Genomic DNA, 17,403 nt, shown 5'->3' with positions numbered 1-17,403 from the left:
AAAACAATAAAATTATTCATGTATATAAGTTACATAAAATGTTTCATTATAGAATAAAAATTTTAATACATGAATATATAAATAAATGGGAGGGGGTAATATGAAATTTAGTTTTTTTTATAAATGTAAAAATGGTAAACTTATTAGTAAGGACGATAAGTCTGAAGAAGATTTAGAGGAAAATATAAAAACTCTAGAAAATTTATCTAACTATTTAGAAGAAAATAAAATTGATAAGAAAAACTTATGTAATGAAGAACTGGAAAAAATCATAAAAGAATTAAGAAAAAACAAGTAATCTATAGTGACTATCTAAAATAGCTGTAGAAAAGAGTTCAAAAATAACTTTTTCTACAGCTATAGTATTACTTATTAATAATTAAAGAATCAAATCCTTTAACACTGAAATCTTTATCATATATACAAATAGGTGTATCTTTATTACTTTCATTATGAATTTCAATAATCTCATTCCCAACTGTTACTTTTATAAGACTTCCTCTGAACATGATTTTAAATGAATATGAATTCCACTGAGAAGGAATAATAGGATTTAAAACTAATCTGTCATTCTTAACTCTAAGTCCTCCAAAGCCTTGTACAAATGCCATCCATGTTCCAGCCATACTTGTCGTATGACATCCATCACAGGTATCATTATTATAGTTATCAAGATCAAGTCTTGCTGTTCTAAGATACATCTCATATGCTTTTTCTATATTTCCAATTTTGCTTGCCAAAATAGCATGAACACATGGTGATAAAGAGGATTCATGTACTGTTCTTGCTTCATAAAATTCAAAGTTTCTTTTTATTGTATCAATATCATATCTGTCCTCTAAGAAATATAATCCTTGAAGTACATCTGCTTGCTTAATGAAGCATGAACGAAGAATTCTATCCCATGACCAATTTTGATTTAATGGAAGATGTTTTTTATCTAAATCTTTAACAAGTATCTGCTCCTTGTCCATATATCCATCTTGCTGTAAAAATACGCCTAATTTCTTATCTTCAGGATAGTACATATTTTCAATAATATGTGTCCATCTTTCTATTTCTTCAGACATAATATTCAATTTGTTTTGTAATTCAGTATATCTTTCTGGTTCATTTGCTTTAAGATAATTTATTACATTGATAGTATACTCTAATGTCCAAGTAGCTATTGAATTAGTATACCAGTTATTATTTACATTATTTTCGTATTCATTTGGACCGGTAACACCTAACATTACATATTTATTTTTAGATGCAGAGAAATTAACTCTTTGAGCCCAGAATCTGGATATTCCAACAAGGACATGAAGTCCAAATTCACCTAGGTAGCTTTTATCCCCAGTATAATTTACATAATTATAGATTCCATATGCTATGGCACCATTTCTATGGATTTCTTCAAAGGTTATTTCCCACTCATTATGGCATTCTTCACCATTCATAGTTACCATTGGATAAAGTGCACATCCATTTGTGAAACCAAGTTTTTCAGCATTCTCTATAGCTTTACCAAGTTGTTTGTATCTATATATAAGAAGATTTTTAGAAACATTTTCTTCAGCAGTACTTAGATAAAAAGGAAGACAATATGCTTCTGTATCCCAATAAGTGCTGCCGCCATATTTTTCACCAGTAAATCCTTTTGGACCTATATTAAGTCTTGCATCTTCTCCAGTATAAGTTTGATTTAGCTGGAATATATTAAATCTGATTGCCTGCTGTGCTTCAACGTCACCATCTATAATAATATCACTATGTTTCCATTTTTCTTCCCATACTTTACATTGTTCTTCAAATAAAGCTTGGAAGCCTGAATTTTGAGCTTTAAGTGATAAATCCTCAGTTACTTTTACAAGCATATCTGTATCATAATATCTTGAAGAAGTATTTGCCACATATTTATAAACTACTAGTTCATCATTTTTGCAACAATCTACTCTTGCTATATTTGAAACATATTTTTCTCTTTTAAAGGTATCTATTGGAATGTTTATTTTTTCATTATTTTTTGTTATTTCCAATCTCATATAAGAACAAATATTAAAATCTAGTTTTTTTGTTTTAAGCATAACATAACCTTCATAAGGTTGTATATTTTTATCTACTTCTACCCAAAATTTTTCATCATAATTTGAATCTTTATTAATTATATCACCATCTAAATAAGGTGATACTTCTATGCATCCATCAAAGTTAACAGGGGATATGGAATATCTTATAGCTCCAATTTCATTACGAGCCATACTTATAAAACGCTTTGAATTTATCTTTACTTCTTTTCCATTTTTTAAGACAGCGTTAAAGCTTCTTTCTAAATATCCTTCTTTCATATGCAAAATTCTAGTAAAATCTTTTATTGTACATTGGCCAAGATCTAGAGATTCACCATTAATTTTTATATCAATTCCAATCCAATTTGTTGAATTCAAAACTTTTGCAAAATATTCTGGATATCCATTTTTCCACCAACCAACTTTAGTCTTATCGGGGAAATATACTCCTGCAATATAGCTTCCCGCTAAAGAGCTGCCGCTGTATTTTTCCTCAAAGTTAGCTCTTTGTCCCATAAATCCATTACCTAAACTAAATATACTTTCAGATATCTCGTTATTTTCTGGAATAAAGCCTTCTTCAATAATATTCCATTCGTCTAATTTAAAATATTTGTTCATTATTATATGTACCTCCTTTTTAATTTTATTAGTTAAAATAATAGTAATGCTACTTGCACAAACGTTTGCACAAACTATTAAAAATTAATATTAGATTATGCCTAACCTAATATTAGAAACCCACCTTTGTACAAAAACGTATATTACTTATAAATTTATCGTTACACCATAAGTATATCATAAAATATGTTAAACGTTAACACCTTAATTGTCAAATAATATGAATTTTATAAAAATTTTTCTAATCTACAACGAACAAGGTATATAAATTTAAAATAATTATTAAAAATATACACTATTTAAGTATTAATATCAAAAATAAACTACTATCTTTGTAATTTATGATTGGTATTATAGTACTAATCTACATTATGAAAAATAAGCATACAAAACTTGCAAAATTCAAACCATTTTTTGTAAACTATATAAAAATTCCCGAGGGGTTATAAAATCAAATGCAAGATTGAACGGAATTATATTTCATTTTATCTCTTTGTTATTGTAAGTCTAATGGTAATATATTATAATATTTTAGAAAATATATTGTAACAAAAATATATTGTAACAAAAATATAATAAGATTATCCAATTCACAATATACTAAAGAAATTAGAGGTTTAAAATATGGGAAAAATAGGAATGCGTAATATAAAAACAGCATTATCAGTTTTCATTTGTATAATCATTTTAAGACTTTTTGGATTTAAATATCCATTTTATGCATGTATTGCGTCTGTAATATGTATACAAAATTCTATTTCAGGTTCGTTTAAAACAGGTAAAAATAGAATGATAGGAACTATGATAGGCGCTACAATAGGTTTTATATTTTCACTAATTCATCTCGATAGTGCATTTTTGTGCTTTATAGGAATTATTTGTGTTATTTATTGCTGTAATATAACAAAAGTAAAAGAATCATCAACTATTGCTTGTATAGTTTTTTTAGCAATAACGACAAATCTAAAAGATGTAACTCCATTTATGTATAGTGTTTATAGAATTTTCGAAACCTTTATAGGTATAACAGTTGCTGTAATCTTAAATTATCTTTTGAATCCGCCCAACTATTTTTCAAAAGTTAATAATATCTCAAAGGATATTCACAGAAAAATATTTTCGGTTTGTAATTTACTTGTAGAAGGACAAAATATAAATACAAATGAAATCGATAAAAAAATACACGAACTAAAAAATTACATAAATTTATATAATAAAGAAATAAAATATATCAGAAAAGAAGAAAAGGATTCATATAAATTATCTAACTTAATAAATTTATATGAAAAGGTATATTTACATTTAACTATAATATCATCATTAGATAATAAGAAGTTAAGTTGTAAAAATTTTAATGAACTAACCAAGATTCTTGAAATAAAAGAAGATTATTATGAAATGGATTATGATAAATGTGCAAATGATACAAATTCAGTATTTAATCACCATTTAGAAGAAGTGATAATACTAGTTAAAGAAGTACAGGAGGTATTATTATGAATAAAAAAATTAATACAATGTATTTTAGTGCCACAGATACAACTAAAAAAGTAGTATCTGAAATAGGAAAGAAAATTTCAAAGAATATTGATACTGAAATAACTATAAATAATATTGATTTTACATTACCGAGAGTTAGAAAAGAATCAGTGTTTTTTACAGAAAAAGATGTTGTTATTATAGGAGTTCCAGTCTATGCAGGAAGAGTTCCTAATGTATTGCTAAAGTATTTAAATTCTATTGAAGGTAATGGCGCATTAGCAATTGCTGTAGTTGTTTATGGAAACAGAAATTATGATGATGCTTTAATAGAATTAAAAAATATTCTTGAATTAACTGGTTTTAAAGTTATTGCAGGGGGGGCATTTATAGGAGAACATTCATTTTCTGAAACTCTTGCCCAAAACAGACCTGATGAAAAAGATATGGCTATAGTAAGTTATTTTGCCAATCAAATATATACCAAAATAACAATCGAAGATAAACTTGAAACTATAGTTGTAACTGGAAATACACCTTATAGAAAATATTATATGCCTAAAGATAAAAACGGTAACCATGTGGATATTAGAAAGGTTATTCCAAAAACTAATAGCAATTGTGTTGATTGTAAAATTTGTGTAAATGTTTGTCCAATGGGTTCTATTGATTTCAAAGATGTATCTAAATTAGATGGAATTTGTATTAAATGTGGTGCTTGTATAAAAAAATGTCCTACTCATGCAAAATATTATGATGATAAAGATTATTTAAGACATAAGCATGAATTAGAAATTGATTTTGCTTATCGAAGAGAACCAGAATTATTTATATAAATTAATGATATAGTATACCTATTAAAACCAGGGAATATTAATATTCCCTGGTACAAGATTAGTGAGCGTATGGAGACTTTAAAATTATTTTAGGACTAACCTCAAATAAATATTTCTAAAATCTATTTCCATTGCTAATCACCTCTCTATGAATCTAGTATGTGTAGATTAAAAATTAATATACTAAAAACCAAATAAAAAATTAAAGGTTTTTCTCGTATGATTCAACCATTCTTTTAACCATTTCTCCACCAACAGAACCATTTTGTTTAGAAGTAAGGTCACCATTGTATTCGCTTAAAGGTACATTTAATTCTCTAGCAACTTCGGCTTTAAATTTATTTAAACCTGGTTTTGCGTTAGGTACTAATTTTTGATAACTCATATATATTACCTCCTTTATTAGGTTATATTCTTAGGTTGTACAGTTTTTGTAGAAATATGCTGATAAATAAATGGAACTGGAGGTATATATACGAAAAAATATGCAAAATAAACTAAGACAAAGAATAATAAGGCTATATGGTTAAGCCTTATTATTCTTTGTCTTATTATTAGGAGGATTAATTTCAGTTATAAATCCTTCTTGTGCCATTTCATAACTAGTTGAATTTGGATTTAAAATATTTGCTCGATTATCATTATTGTTTTTAGTTGCTTTTTTAGGTTGAGTTTTTTTCCCCATAGCTATCTCCTTTAATTAAAAGTATTTTGTCAAAATATAATATTCCACCATATAAAATTATTATTCTCAAAATATCATTAAGGAGATAATACTATTAATTATTTTTCACTTCTTTTTGGAGGTTTAGGTCCTAAATATTGATAGTAATAGCATTGTATTCTTCCGTTATATAATTTCCTGTTTTTGTCAGATTTTTTACCAAAGCATTTTTCAAATTCTTCATATGAAGTTATTACAAAGTAAGACCACGTATCTAATTTTGTAAATACCTTTCCCATGTTTTTATAAAGAAGTTCTACATCTGCTTTTTCGCTCAGTCTTTCTCCATATGGAGGATTACATACAATTGTTCCATAATGCTTATGTGAGCTTAAAGAAGTTACTGGTTGAGTTTGAAAGTGAATACAATCATCAACACCAGCTTTAACTGCATTTTCTCTAGCAATAGGGATTATCTTACTGTCTATATCATATCCAAATATATTATACTCTTTATCGTAAATTATAGCCTCATAAGCTTCTTTTCTAACTTTTTTCCATGTAAGACTGGAAATAATGAAATCCCATTCTTCACATGCAAATTTTCTATTTAAACCTGGTGCAATATTTCTAGCTATCATAGCAGCTTCTATTGGTATGGTACCTGAACCACAGAAAGGATCAACAAAATTTCTATCATATCTCCATCCACTCAATATTACCATGGCTGCTGCCAAAGTTTCTTTTAAAGGAGCTGCATTTCCTTTTTCTCTGTATCCACGTTTATGCAATGCGTCACCACTGGTATCTAAAGAAATAGTTACAGTATCATTTAGTATTGAAACAAGTATTGGATAAACACTTCCACTTTCCTCAAACCACTCTACTTCGTAGGTATCTTTCATTTTTTCTACGATAGCTTTTTTTACTATAGATTGTATATCTGAAAGACTAAATAGCTGAGATTTAACTGATTTTGCATTTACAATAAAGTTAGCATCTTCTGGTAAGTAATCCGCCCAATCAATATTTTTAGCTCCTTGAAATAATTCTTCAAAGCTTGTTGCTGTAAATTCTGCTAATTTAATGAAAATTCTATCAGCGCATCTTAACCAAAGATTAGATTTGCATATACATTCTTCATCTCCTATGTATGTAACTTTACTATTTTCAACTTTTAAATCTTTATACCCTAGTCGTTTTAGTTCTTTTGCTACAATTGATTCCAAACCAAAGGCTGATGTAGCTATCAATTCATATTTAGCCATTTAAGTATTCTTCCTCTCTTCAATGTTTTTCACCTATATAATATATCATTACCCGTTATAAAAAACAATAAAAGCAAATAAAAGGGTTTATGTACGTATAGATTTAATAAATTTATAATAAATAGTAAAATATATACGGGGATATATTTTTCATTTTTTACTGAAAGGGGATAAACATGAAGGAATGTTGTATATGTGGTAAAACGGGTGAAAAACATCACATCGTATTTAAAAATCAAGGTGGAATTGATATTCCACTAAATTATATATATTTATGCGCTGAACACCATAGGGGAGAATTCGGACCTCATAAAAATAGAGTAATAGACATAGCGTATAAAACAAAAATGCAGAATGAATTAATGAGATTACTTAGTAAGGATTATTATTGTATGGATGAACTAATTAAATTATTGAAAATTAACCCTTTTCAAGCAAAGATAATCCAAAAAGATTTAAATCTTTACAAGTTAGGATTTAAAAAATTAGATATAATTAAAAGAATTATGGGAAGAAAGCTCTATGGAATTACATAGTTAAGAAATACACAATTGATAAAAGTTTTAAATACATATATAATTATTTCATCAAAATAATGTAGGTGATATTATGAAAGAAAGACTTCAAAAGTATATGGCTTCCTGTGGTATAGCTTCTAGAAGAAAATGTGAGACTATGATATTGGAAGGCAAAGTTAAGGTTAATAATACTATAGTATGTGAACTTGGAATAAAAGTTGACCCTAATGAAGATAAAGTTTATGTAAACTCCAAATTAATCACTAAGGAAGAAAATAAAGTATATATAATGCTCAATAAACCTGAAGGAATTGTTTCGACAGTTAAAGATGAAAAGGGAAGAAAGACGATTTTAGATTTGGTAAATGTTAAAGAAAGAATATATCCAATAGGTAGATTGGATTATGACACTTCTGGTCTATTAATTCTTACTAATGATGGTGATATATATAATAGGGTTATTCATCCAAGACAAGAGATTGACAAAATATATATTGCTATGATTAAAGGGATTCCCTCTGAAGAAAAAGCAAAAAACTTTTGTACTGGAATTGATATAGGCGGATATATTACATCTAACGCCAATTTTAAAATAATAAAAAAGTTTAGAGATAAGTGTAAAGTAGAAATAATTATTCACGAAGGTAAAAATAGACAAATAAGAAAAATGTGTGATAAAATTGGTCATCCAGTAATAACATTAAAAAGAGTTTGTGTTGGGAATTTAACTTTAGATAATTTAGAAAAAGGTGAATGGAGATATTTAATGAAAGAAGAATTAGATTATTTGAAAAGTTTATAATTCATATTTAGGTTACATTAAGGATATTAACCAGTGATAAAGTGCATAAAATGAAATCCTTATTGCTTAATGTTTTAATTGATGTTAAAATGAAATAAAAATTTCATTTTGTTGCAACACAAGAAAGGATTGAATAAATAATGGACGATAATAACACTCAGGATTTAATGCGAACAATACAGATGAAATTCCCAAGATTAAGTAAAGGTCAAAAGCTTATAGCTGAATATATTTTAAAGCATTATGACAAAGCTGCTTTTATGACAGCTGCTAAACTCGGTACAAGCGTAGGCGTTAGTGAATCAACTGTAGTTAGATTTGCAAATGAGCTTGGATTTAGTGGATATCCTAAGCTTCAAAAAGCTCTTCATGATCTAATAAAAAATAAGTTAACAACTGTACAAAGGATTGAATTGTCCAATAATCTTATTGACCAAGAAAATGCTTTGAAGGGTGTACTTAAGGCCGATATGGAAAATATAAGAGCTACTTTAGAAAAAATTAATCATAAAGATTTTGAAGAAGTAGTTAATTGTATTTTAGAAGCAAAGACTATATATATTATTGGTTTAAGAACTTCCACTGCATTAGCTGAGTTTTTAGGATATTATCTAAATGTAATGCTAGACAATGTAAAAGTTATAAAACATGGAATAAGTGATGTTCTCGATCAAATGATTAATATAACTGATAAAGATTTGGTAATAGGAATAGGCTTCCCTCGTTATGCTGCAAGGACAGTAGAATCATTAACGTATGCTCAAAGTAAAGGTACAAAAGTGGTTTCAATAACAGATAGCTTATTATCTCCTCTAGCCACAAGATCTGAGTATACACTTATTGCGCAAAGCAATATGGCTTCCTTTGTTGATTCATTAGTAGCTCCATTAAGTGTCATAAATGCACTAATAGTTGCAGTTGGACTGAGAGAAAAAGAAAGAACATCAAGTGTTTTTAAAGAATTAGAAAGTATTTGGGAAGAATATCATGTATATTCATATAAAAAAGAAGAGTAATATTAATAAAGTAAGAAGTTAATATTTAATTTCTTACTTTATTTTTGTTGTTTTAAAATAAAAATTATAATATTTTTATCAGGTATTTCATATGTTCTTGAATAAAGTAAATTGATGTATTAAATTATAATAGTAAATAATCTATTATGCAGTAAAAATGTTAAAAATAATGAGGTGAATAGATGAAAAAAGTTGTAGTTATTGGTGGCGGACCTGCCGGTATGATGGCAGCAATTTACGCAGCAGAAAAATATCAGGTAACATTAATAGAAAAAAATGATAAATTAGGTAAAAAGCTATTTATTACTGGTAAAGGTAGATGTAATATAACAAATAATAAAGATATAAGCGAGTTTTTTGATTATATCCCTGTTAACTCAAGTTTTTTATACAGCAGTTTATATTCTTTTACTAATGAGAATACAAAAGAATTTTTTCAACGCCTAGGAGTTGAATTGAAAGTTGAAAGAGGAGATAGATTATTTCCCAAATCTGATAAATCTTCAGATATAATAAAAGCTTTTGAAAAGCAACTTCAGTCAAAAAATGTTAAAATAATGTTAAATTCATGTGTAAAAAAAATAGTGAGTCAAAATAAAAAAATCATAAAAGTTATTTTACAGGATAATAAAGAAATTAATGCAGACTATTTTATTTTAGCATCTGGAGGGTTATCCTATCCTCAAACAGGTTCTACTGGTGAAGTATTATCTTTTGCTAAAGAATTAGGACATAATATAATTACACCACGCCCTTCCTTAGTACCTATAGAAGTGAAAGAGGAGTGGATAAAAGAACTTCAAGGTCTTTCTTTAAAAAACGTTTCTTTATCAATTAAAGACCAAAAAGGTAAGGTTTTATATAACGATTTCGGTGAAATGCTGTTTACTCACTTTGGAATATCAGGTCCTATTGTATTAAGTGGGAGTGGTACTATTAACAAAAGATCGAATCTTAAGGCTGTTATTAATTTAAAGCCTGCATTGAGTGAGGAAGAACTGGATAAACGTATACAAAAGGATTTTAATAAATATAGCAATAAAGATTTTAAAAATTCCCTAACAGATTTATTACCTCAAAGGCTTATAGAAAAAGTTGTACAATTAAGTGGGATAGATGAAAATAAAAAAGTTAATTCTATAACCAGAGAAGAGAGAAAAATACTTGTGCATTTATTACAAAATTTCGAATTAAGTATTAAAGGATTAAGACCTATTGCTGAAGCTATTGTAACAAGTGGTGGGGTAAATGTAAAAGAAATAGATCCTTCTAATATGAAATCTAAGATAATAGATAATTTATACTTTGCAGGTGAAATGATTGATGTAGATGCATATACCGGAGGATTTAATATACAAATAGCTTTGTCTACCGGTTATCTGGCTGGCGTATCTGTGGGTGAACAATAACTCCTACTATGTAATGAGAAAATAAGAGGATTTTAATATTTTCCCTAGAATATATAAATAGAAGTGCTGTATTAGAAAGGCGGAGTAAAATTGAGAATAATAGTTGCAATTGATGGTCCAGCTGGAGCTGGTAAAAGTACAATAGCTAAAATGGTTAGTGACAAGTTTAATCTTATGTACATAAATACTGGTTCAATGTATAGGGCTGTTACATTAAAAGCTATGGAAAAGGATATTTCACGTACTGACATAGATAATTTATGCAAATTGATTGATGAAATGAATATGCATTTTGATGATAATGAATTAATATTAAATGGTGAAAATATCAATGAGAAACTAACAATGCCCTATATTAGTAGTAATGTATCCAATTATGCTTCTATTCCAGAGGTTAGAGAGAAACTAGTTCATATGCAAAGACAAATGGCTCAAAAATATGATGTTATAATGGATGGAAGAGATATTGGAACAGTAGTTTTAAAAGAAGCTCCTTTTAAGTTTTTTTTAACAGCTTCTCCAGAAGAAAGGGCTAAAAGAAGATATAAAGAATTATTTGAGAAAAAGATAGATGTGAATTACGAAAATCTTTTAGAAGAAATTAAGAGAAGAGACTACATTGATTCTAACAGAGAAGTAGATCCTTTAACTAAAGCAAAAGATGCAATAGAAATTGACTCTACGTCTATGACCATTGAAGAAGTTGTGGAAAAAATCTGTATCCATATAAATACAAAACTATAGGAAATATTTTAATAATAAACTAGAAAAACTAGCTAAAGGTTGTGTGTTAATGAAAAACATAGTATTAGCTGATAAAGCTGGCTTTTGCTTTGGAGTAAAAAGAGCTGTAGAAAAAGCTTTAAGTGCTAAAGAAAAATATGATAGCAAAATATATACTTTAGGACCATTAATTCATAATAAAGATGTTGTTGAATATTTAAAGTGTAATGAGATATACTCCATAGAGCTTGACCGATTAGATATATTAAAAGAAGGAGATGTAGTTATTGTAAGATCCCATGGAACTTCTTCTAAAGTGTTTCAAGTGCTTCAGGATAAAAAACTAAATATTGTTGATGCAACATGCCCACATGTATCAAAAATCCATGAAATAGTAAAGAAATATTACGACCTTGTATATAATATAGTTATTGTAGGAGATTTAAAACATCCAGAAGTAATAGGAATAAATGGTTGGTGTGACGATTCTGCTTTAGTAACAAAAGATGGTTCAAATATAAAAGATATTAAGAATAAAGTATGTGTCGTTTCACAAACTACTGAAAAGAAAGAAAACTGGAAGAAGGTTATTAATACTATTGCTTCTCAATGCAGAGAATTTGTAGCTATTAATACTATATGTAATGCTACACAAATTCGACAAGAAGCTGCATATCAACTATCTAAGAAAGTTGACTCCATGATTGTTATCGGAGGATATCATAGTTCTAATACTACTAAATTATATGAAATATGTAAACAAAATTGTCCGAATACTATTCATGTAGAAAATGCAGGTGAAATTCCTGATGAAATAATTAAAAACAGTGAAAATATAGGTGTTACAGCTGGTGCTTCAACACCTGATTGGATTATAAAGGAGGCAATTGTGAAAATGAGTGAAAACAAAGATTTTGAATTCAATGAACAACTAGCTTACATGGAAGAAAATGATGTGCAAATTGCAATAGGAGATAAAGTAAAAGGACAAATTATTTCTTTAAATGAAAAAGAAGCTTTTGTAAACATTGGATATAAAAAAGACGGAATTTTACCTCTTAAAGAAGTTTCAAGAGAAGAAAATATTAAATTAACAGAGCTTTTAAACCTTGGCGACGAGATAGAAGCTAAAGTAATAAGTTTAAAAAATACTGACGGGTATGTTGTTTTATCAAAGATTGAAATTGAAAGAGAAGAAGCCTATACCGAATTAAAAGATGCCTTCGATACTAAAAATGTATTGAAAATCCTGGTTAAGGAAACGGTTAAAGGTGGAATAATTGGTAAATATAAAGGGGTTAGAGTTTTTATTCCTGCATCACATATTGAATTATCCCATGTAGACACTCTTACCTCTTACATAGGAAAAATTTTAGATGTAAACATTATAGAATATACAGTTCAAAGAAGAGGTACTAAAATAGTTGCATCACGAAGAGAATTATTAACTAATGAGCAAGCAGAAAAAGAAGCTAAAGCTTGGGAATCTCTTGAAAAAAATCAAATAGTTGAAGGAGAAGTTAAACGATTAACAAATTTTGGAGCTTTTGTTGATATAAATGGAATTGACGGATTACTACATGTTTCTGAAATTTCATGGGGAAGAGTTAATAAGCCAGGAGATGTACTTAAAATAAGAAGTAAAGTTAAAGTTTATATATTAGATATAGATAAAGAGAATAAAAAACTATCTTTGAGTATAAAAAAATTAACATCAAATCCTTGGGATAATGTTGAAGAAAAATATCCAGTAGGCAGTATCGTACTTGGAAAGATAGTCCGTTTCGCAGAGTTTGGTACCTTCGTTGAATTAGAACCTGGAGTTGATGGATTAGTTCATATTTCAGAGATAAGTCATAAAAGAATAAACAAACCAAGTGACATTTTAACTATTGGTGATGAAGTTAAGGCTAAAATATTAAATGTCAGTCATAAAGATAAAAAAATTAGCTTAAGCATAAAAGAAGTAGAATAAAATATTACTTATTGTAATATGCCATAGGATAGGGATATAGCTTAGAATTAAGAATATATCCTTATCCTTTACTTTTTGTTACCTATTCACATCTATATTGTAATTTTGTAATATTATTTTACAATAAAATATATAATTTAATAGTAGTGATATAGGGGGAAGGTTATGGTTAAGGGAAGTAGAAAAGTTAAATTTTCTGAAAACATCTCAAAGAATGAAGACTCAATAATAAGAAAAGTATTAGATAGATATAATTTTGATGTTATTAGTTATATAAAGGCAAGAAGTGCGTTTAAAGTAAAAACTGTAGAGGGAAATATATGTTTGAAAAGATTTAAACACGGAAAAAACAAGGCCAAAAATAGAAGTATTTTAGTTGAAGAGCTATCAAAAAATAATTTTCACAATACTGCACAATTTATAAAAACAAAAAATGATAATTTATTTGTACGATATAAAAAGTTTTTTTTCTATGCAACTAAGTGGATTGATGGAGAAGAATGTGATTTATCTCAGATAACAGAAGCACAAAAATGTGCTGAACTACTTGCAAAATTTCACTTAGCTACATCTAAAATTAATAGTCAAAGTATAAAAATACAAAGCAATTTAAGAAATTGGCCTCAAATATATAAAAATAATTTGTATGATTTACCAAAGTATGAGAATATAATTATGAAAAAGAAAATTAAAAACAATTTTGATTTAACATATGTGAATAATATTGATAAATTTTATGAAAGAGGATTACTCACACTTAAAATACTAAATGATTCAGAATACTATAGCTTATCTAAAAAAGCTAAAATCGAGCATACAATTTGCCATGATAGTTTTTATTATCAAAATATAATAAAAAAAGACGATGAATACTATATAATCGATTTGGACAGTATTATCATTGATTTACAAATAAATGATTTAGGTAAATTTATTAGACGACTTATGAGTAAAAACAATTATAAGTGGGATTTTGAAAAAGCAAAAAAAATTATAGAAGGATATAATTCAGTTAATAGATTAACTAAAGGGGAACTTAAAGTAATGTTGGCACTTATAATTTTCCCCCATAAATTTTGGAAGTTAGGACATAAAAGGTATATTAAACATAAAAATTGGAATGAGGAAAAATATAATCATAAACTTAACAAAATACTTTATAATGATGAACTACAACAAAATTTTTTAGAAGCGTATATGAATTATTTAGAGAGTTATACTTATGAGTAATATTTTTAATTTGATCATTTACTAGAAGAAGGTAAAATTATGTATGAACTTGTTGAATTAAATAAAAATAACATAAATCAATTCAAAGGTCTTAATGCATTAAAAGATGAATTTAATAAATCAAATAAGGATTTTTTCGAGATTTATTATAAACAAAACTGTTTTCAGCAATTTTTACAAAAGAAAAAAGTTAGATTATTAAAGAAAAATTCAACATATATGGGGTATATTTGGTGTGAGAATTTCAGAAAATATATTTATAGAATACAGGCATTGAATATTATTGATAACAAACATTTGCTTGAAGGATACAAAACTTTAATCAAGTCTATAAATAACTATTCAAAAATATATTATGAGTGTGAAAAAAATAAATATAATTTTCAGCTCTTGGAAGAACTAGGCTTTTATAAAATAAACGGAATAATAGAGATGACACTTGTTTTGGATAAATGTATTGAATTTACGGTTGAGAAGGGTATCTCTTTTAAGCAGCTGATAAAAGGTATAGATGAACCCCTTCGGTGCACACTTCAAAACAGAATTTTTAAACATAAAGATAGAATTCCATTAGATATAGATGATATATATTATGATGAGATTCAAAGTTATTATTATGATGATGGTGCTATATTTATGAAAAAAGATAATGATTATATAGGATATGGACAAATAATCATAAAAGCTGGTGACCCATACATAGTTAATTTTGGACTTTTAAATAATTGGCGAAATAAAGGTTATGGGAAAATATTTATGTGTTATTTACTAAAAATCTTATATGATAAGGATTTTAAAATAGTTAAAATTAAAGTTGAACCTAATAATTTTAACGCAATTAAATTATATAAAGATTTTGGATTCACTGAAGAGCGGGAACTCTATACATGGGTTTTACAAAACAGCAAAAATTAAGGAGTATTTTAAAATACTCCTTAATTTTCTACACTTATTCTAAAACATTTTCTCTAGGGATATATCCAGATTTTAAGTTCATCATATTTTCACTTTGTACTTTGTAAAAATAACTTCTGTCAGTTATGCAATTTACTTTTATAACATCTTGTTCTTCTTCTCTCTCTTTTGCGTCATACATAAAATCCCTCCTTAATATTATTATGTGTAAAATCTAGTTTTTTAATTTATCTGATGACTACCATCCGTAATACTCCCACTTCTAACGTGGGAGATAACGGCTGCTACGTCCCTAGATAAAGATTTCTAAGCTTCAGTTAGAGAAAAAACTCCACCTGAAGCCAAGAAACCTCTTTATATATAATTCTTACTAAAGTACTCAAATTTTACTTAACTCCTTGATAAATCTGAAAAAGAATGTAAAAATGCTTTTAAAATTCAAATAAATTATATATAATAATTAATAGTTGCATAACTAATGTTAAATTTTATTAAAGGAGATTATATTGATGAATATTTTAAATCAAAAATATTATATAGATACTTGGGGTTGTCAAATGAATGAAGAAGATTCAGAAAAAATTTCTGGTCTACTAAAAGGCATCGGATATATAAGAACAGAAGTAAAAGAAGAAGCAGATATAATAATTTTTAATACTTGCTGTGTTAGAGAAAATGCAGAACAAAAGGTATATGGTCATCTTGGAGCATTAAAAGCATTAAAAAGACAAAATCCAAACTTACTTATAGTTGTTTGTGGCTGCATGATGCAGCAAAAGGATATGCCTGAAAAAGTAATTAAAAAATTCCCTCATGTAGATATAATTACTGGAAGCTTCAATTCATATAAATTACCTGAATATATTGAAAGAGTAAAGAAGGATGGAAATTCAATAATAGAAATATGGGATAAAGAAAAAGGCATAATCGAAGGAATGCCTGTTGATAGAAAGAGTGATATAAAAGCTTTTGTTACCATAATGTATGGCTGTAATAATTTTTGTTCCTACTGTATAGTACCATATGTGAGAGGAAGAGAAAGAAGTAGAAAGCCAGAAGATATAATAAATGAAATTAAAGATTTAGTATCAAAAGGATACAATGAAATCACGCTTCTTGGTCAGAATGTAAATTCCTACGGGAAGGGATTAGAACCTGAAATTACTTTTGCTGAACTATTGAGAAAAGTTAACACAATAGATGGATTAGAAAGAATTAGATTTATGACTTCTCATCCTAAAGATGTATCTGATGAATTAATTAAGGCTATGGCAGAATGTGAAAAAGTTTGTGAACAGGGACATTTTGCAATGCAATCAGGTTCTACTAGAATTTTAGAAAAAATGAATAGAAAATATTCCCGAGAAGATTATTTAACTTTAGCTAAAAGATTAAGAGAAGCTATGCCTGATATATCTATTAGTACAGATATTATTGTTGGTTTTCCAGGAGAAACAGAAGAAGATTTTGAAGATACATTAACAATAGTAAAAGAGGTAGAATTTGATTCAGCTTTTACCTTTATTTATTCAATAAGAGAAGGTACTCCTGCCGCAAAATTTGAAGAACAAGTTCCTGATGATATTAAACATGAAAGATTCAATAGATTAGTAGAAGTGGTAAATGAAATATCAGCTAAAAAGAACAAGGTATACGATGGAAAAGTTGTTGAAGTATTGGTAGAAGGAACTAGTAAAAATGATGAAACTAAGTTAATGGGAAGAACAAGAAATGGCAGACTAGTTAACTTTACAGGAGATAAAGATAGTATTGGAAAGTTAGTTAATGTAAAAATAACTAAAGCTCAATCATTTTCACTAACAGGTGAAATAATATAAAAAGCTCTATTATAGAGCTTTTTATATTATTTCTAAAAAAGGATGGAGAGGTGTTTTT

The 17,403-nt window shown here is 27.5% G+C and carries 17 protein-coding genes; 12 read left to right on the top strand and 5 right to left on the bottom strand.

Going from position 1 to position 17,403, the window contains the following annotated elements; genetic code table 11:
* The first annotated feature begins 100 nt into the window (after positions 1-100).
* Positions 101-298 carry a hypothetical protein gene (locus tag OIO11_RS16085; protein WP_268072460.1) on the top strand — a complete coding sequence of 66 codons (198 nt, stop codon included), beginning with the start codon at positions 101-103 and terminating at the stop codon, positions 296-298.
* A 67-nt stretch (positions 299-365) separates the two neighbouring features.
* On the opposite strand, the gene OIO11_RS16080 is transcribed toward OIO11_RS16085, so the two are convergent.
* Positions 366-2,672, bottom strand: coding sequence for a glycoside hydrolase family 65 protein (locus OIO11_RS16080; protein WP_268072459.1), 2,307 nt, complete (start codon positions 2,670-2,672; stop codon positions 366-368).
* A 624-nt stretch (positions 2,673-3,296) separates the two neighbouring features.
* Between OIO11_RS16080 and OIO11_RS16075 the strand changes: the two genes are divergently transcribed.
* Both OIO11_RS16075 and OIO11_RS16070 read left to right on the top strand, forming a co-directional pair.
* Positions 3,297-4,172: an FUSC family protein gene (locus OIO11_RS16075; protein ID WP_268072458.1), complete on the top strand. Its 876-nt coding sequence runs from the start codon at positions 3,297-3,299 to the stop codon at positions 4,170-4,172.
* A complete protein-coding gene (locus OIO11_RS16070; RefSeq protein ID WP_268072457.1) occupies positions 4,169-4,987 on the top strand; it encodes an EFR1 family ferrodoxin in 819 nt (272 codons plus the stop codon). Before OIO11_RS16075 ends, OIO11_RS16070 begins: the two co-directional genes overlap by 4 nt.
* A gap of 202 nt (positions 4,988-5,189) precedes the next feature.
* Here OIO11_RS16070 and OIO11_RS16065 read toward each other — a convergent pair whose 3' ends face one another.
* The 3 genes from OIO11_RS16065 to OIO11_RS16055 form a co-directional block, all read right to left on the bottom strand.
* Complete coding sequence (locus OIO11_RS16065) at positions 5,190-5,372, bottom strand: alpha/beta-type small acid-soluble spore protein (protein WP_268072456.1); 183 nt, start codon at positions 5,370-5,372, stop codon at positions 5,190-5,192.
* A gap of 141 nt (positions 5,373-5,513) precedes the next feature.
* On the bottom strand, positions 5,514-5,672 hold the full coding sequence (locus OIO11_RS16060; protein ID WP_268072455.1) for a hypothetical protein: 159 nt from the start codon (positions 5,670-5,672) through the stop codon (positions 5,514-5,516).
* Positions 5,673-5,770: 98 nt separating this feature from the next.
* Positions 5,771-6,919, bottom strand: coding sequence for a THUMP domain-containing class I SAM-dependent RNA methyltransferase (locus OIO11_RS16055; protein ID WP_268072454.1), 1,149 nt, complete (start codon positions 6,917-6,919; stop codon positions 5,771-5,773).
* A gap of 176 nt (positions 6,920-7,095) precedes the next feature.
* Here OIO11_RS16055 and OIO11_RS16050 point away from each other — a divergent pair, with 176 nt between their 5' ends.
* The 8 genes from OIO11_RS16050 (at position 7,096) to OIO11_RS16015 (ending at position 15,507) form a co-directional block, all read left to right on the top strand.
* Positions 7,096-7,455, top strand: a complete 360-nt coding sequence (locus OIO11_RS16050) for an HNH endonuclease (protein WP_268072453.1) — start codon at positions 7,096-7,098, stop codon at positions 7,453-7,455.
* Between the two features lie 73 nt (positions 7,456-7,528).
* Entirely contained in the window at positions 7,529-8,239 is a 711-nt protein-coding gene (locus OIO11_RS16045; RefSeq protein ID WP_268072452.1) for a pseudouridine synthase, read from the top strand.
* A 140-nt stretch (positions 8,240-8,379) separates the two neighbouring features.
* Positions 8,380-9,255 carry a MurR/RpiR family transcriptional regulator gene (locus tag OIO11_RS16040; protein WP_268072451.1) on the top strand — a complete coding sequence of 292 codons (876 nt, stop codon included), beginning with the start codon at positions 8,380-8,382 and terminating at the stop codon, positions 9,253-9,255.
* Between the two features lie 182 nt (positions 9,256-9,437).
* Positions 9,438-10,664 carry an NAD(P)/FAD-dependent oxidoreductase gene (locus OIO11_RS16035; protein ID WP_268072450.1) on the top strand — a complete coding sequence of 409 codons (1,227 nt, stop codon included), beginning with the start codon at positions 9,438-9,440 and terminating at the stop codon, positions 10,662-10,664.
* A gap of 90 nt (positions 10,665-10,754) precedes the next feature.
* Positions 10,755-11,408: a (d)CMP kinase gene (gene cmk / locus OIO11_RS16030; RefSeq protein WP_268072449.1), complete on the top strand. Its 654-nt coding sequence runs from the start codon at positions 10,755-10,757 to the stop codon at positions 11,406-11,408.
* Between the two features lie 49 nt (positions 11,409-11,457).
* On the top strand, positions 11,458-13,362 hold the full coding sequence (locus OIO11_RS16025; RefSeq protein ID WP_268072448.1) for a bifunctional 4-hydroxy-3-methylbut-2-enyl diphosphate reductase/30S ribosomal protein S1: 1,905 nt from the start codon (positions 11,458-11,460) through the stop codon (positions 13,360-13,362).
* Between the two features lie 165 nt (positions 13,363-13,527).
* Positions 13,528-14,592, top strand: a complete 1,065-nt coding sequence (locus OIO11_RS16020; protein WP_268072447.1) for a CotS family spore coat protein — start codon at positions 13,528-13,530, stop codon at positions 14,590-14,592.
* Positions 14,593-14,631: 39 nt separating this feature from the next.
* Positions 14,632-15,507 (top strand): GNAT family N-acetyltransferase, encoded by an 876-nt coding sequence (locus tag OIO11_RS16015; protein WP_268072446.1) that lies wholly within the window; start codon positions 14,632-14,634, stop codon positions 15,505-15,507.
* Positions 15,508-15,541: 34 nt separating this feature from the next.
* On the opposite strand, the gene OIO11_RS16010 is transcribed toward OIO11_RS16015, so the two are convergent.
* Positions 15,542-15,688, bottom strand: coding sequence for a hypothetical protein (locus tag OIO11_RS16010; RefSeq protein ID WP_268072445.1), 147 nt, complete (start codon positions 15,686-15,688; stop codon positions 15,542-15,544).
* A gap of 328 nt (positions 15,689-16,016) precedes the next feature.
* Between OIO11_RS16010 and miaB the strand changes: the two genes are divergently transcribed.
* A complete protein-coding gene (gene miaB / locus OIO11_RS16005; RefSeq protein ID WP_268072444.1) occupies positions 16,017-17,345 on the top strand; it encodes a tRNA (N6-isopentenyl adenosine(37)-C2)-methylthiotransferase MiaB in 1,329 nt (442 codons plus the stop codon).
* The last annotated feature ends 58 nt before the right edge of the window (positions 17,346-17,403 follow it).

Source organism: Clostridium sp. ZS2-4 (genome assembly GCF_026719745.1).
In the GTDB taxonomy this organism is placed as follows: Bacteria; Bacillota; Clostridia; order Clostridiales; family Clostridiaceae; genus Clostridium_H.
Note: the sequence above shows the minus strand (reverse complement) of the source record. Positions and strands in the feature narration are given on the sequence as shown.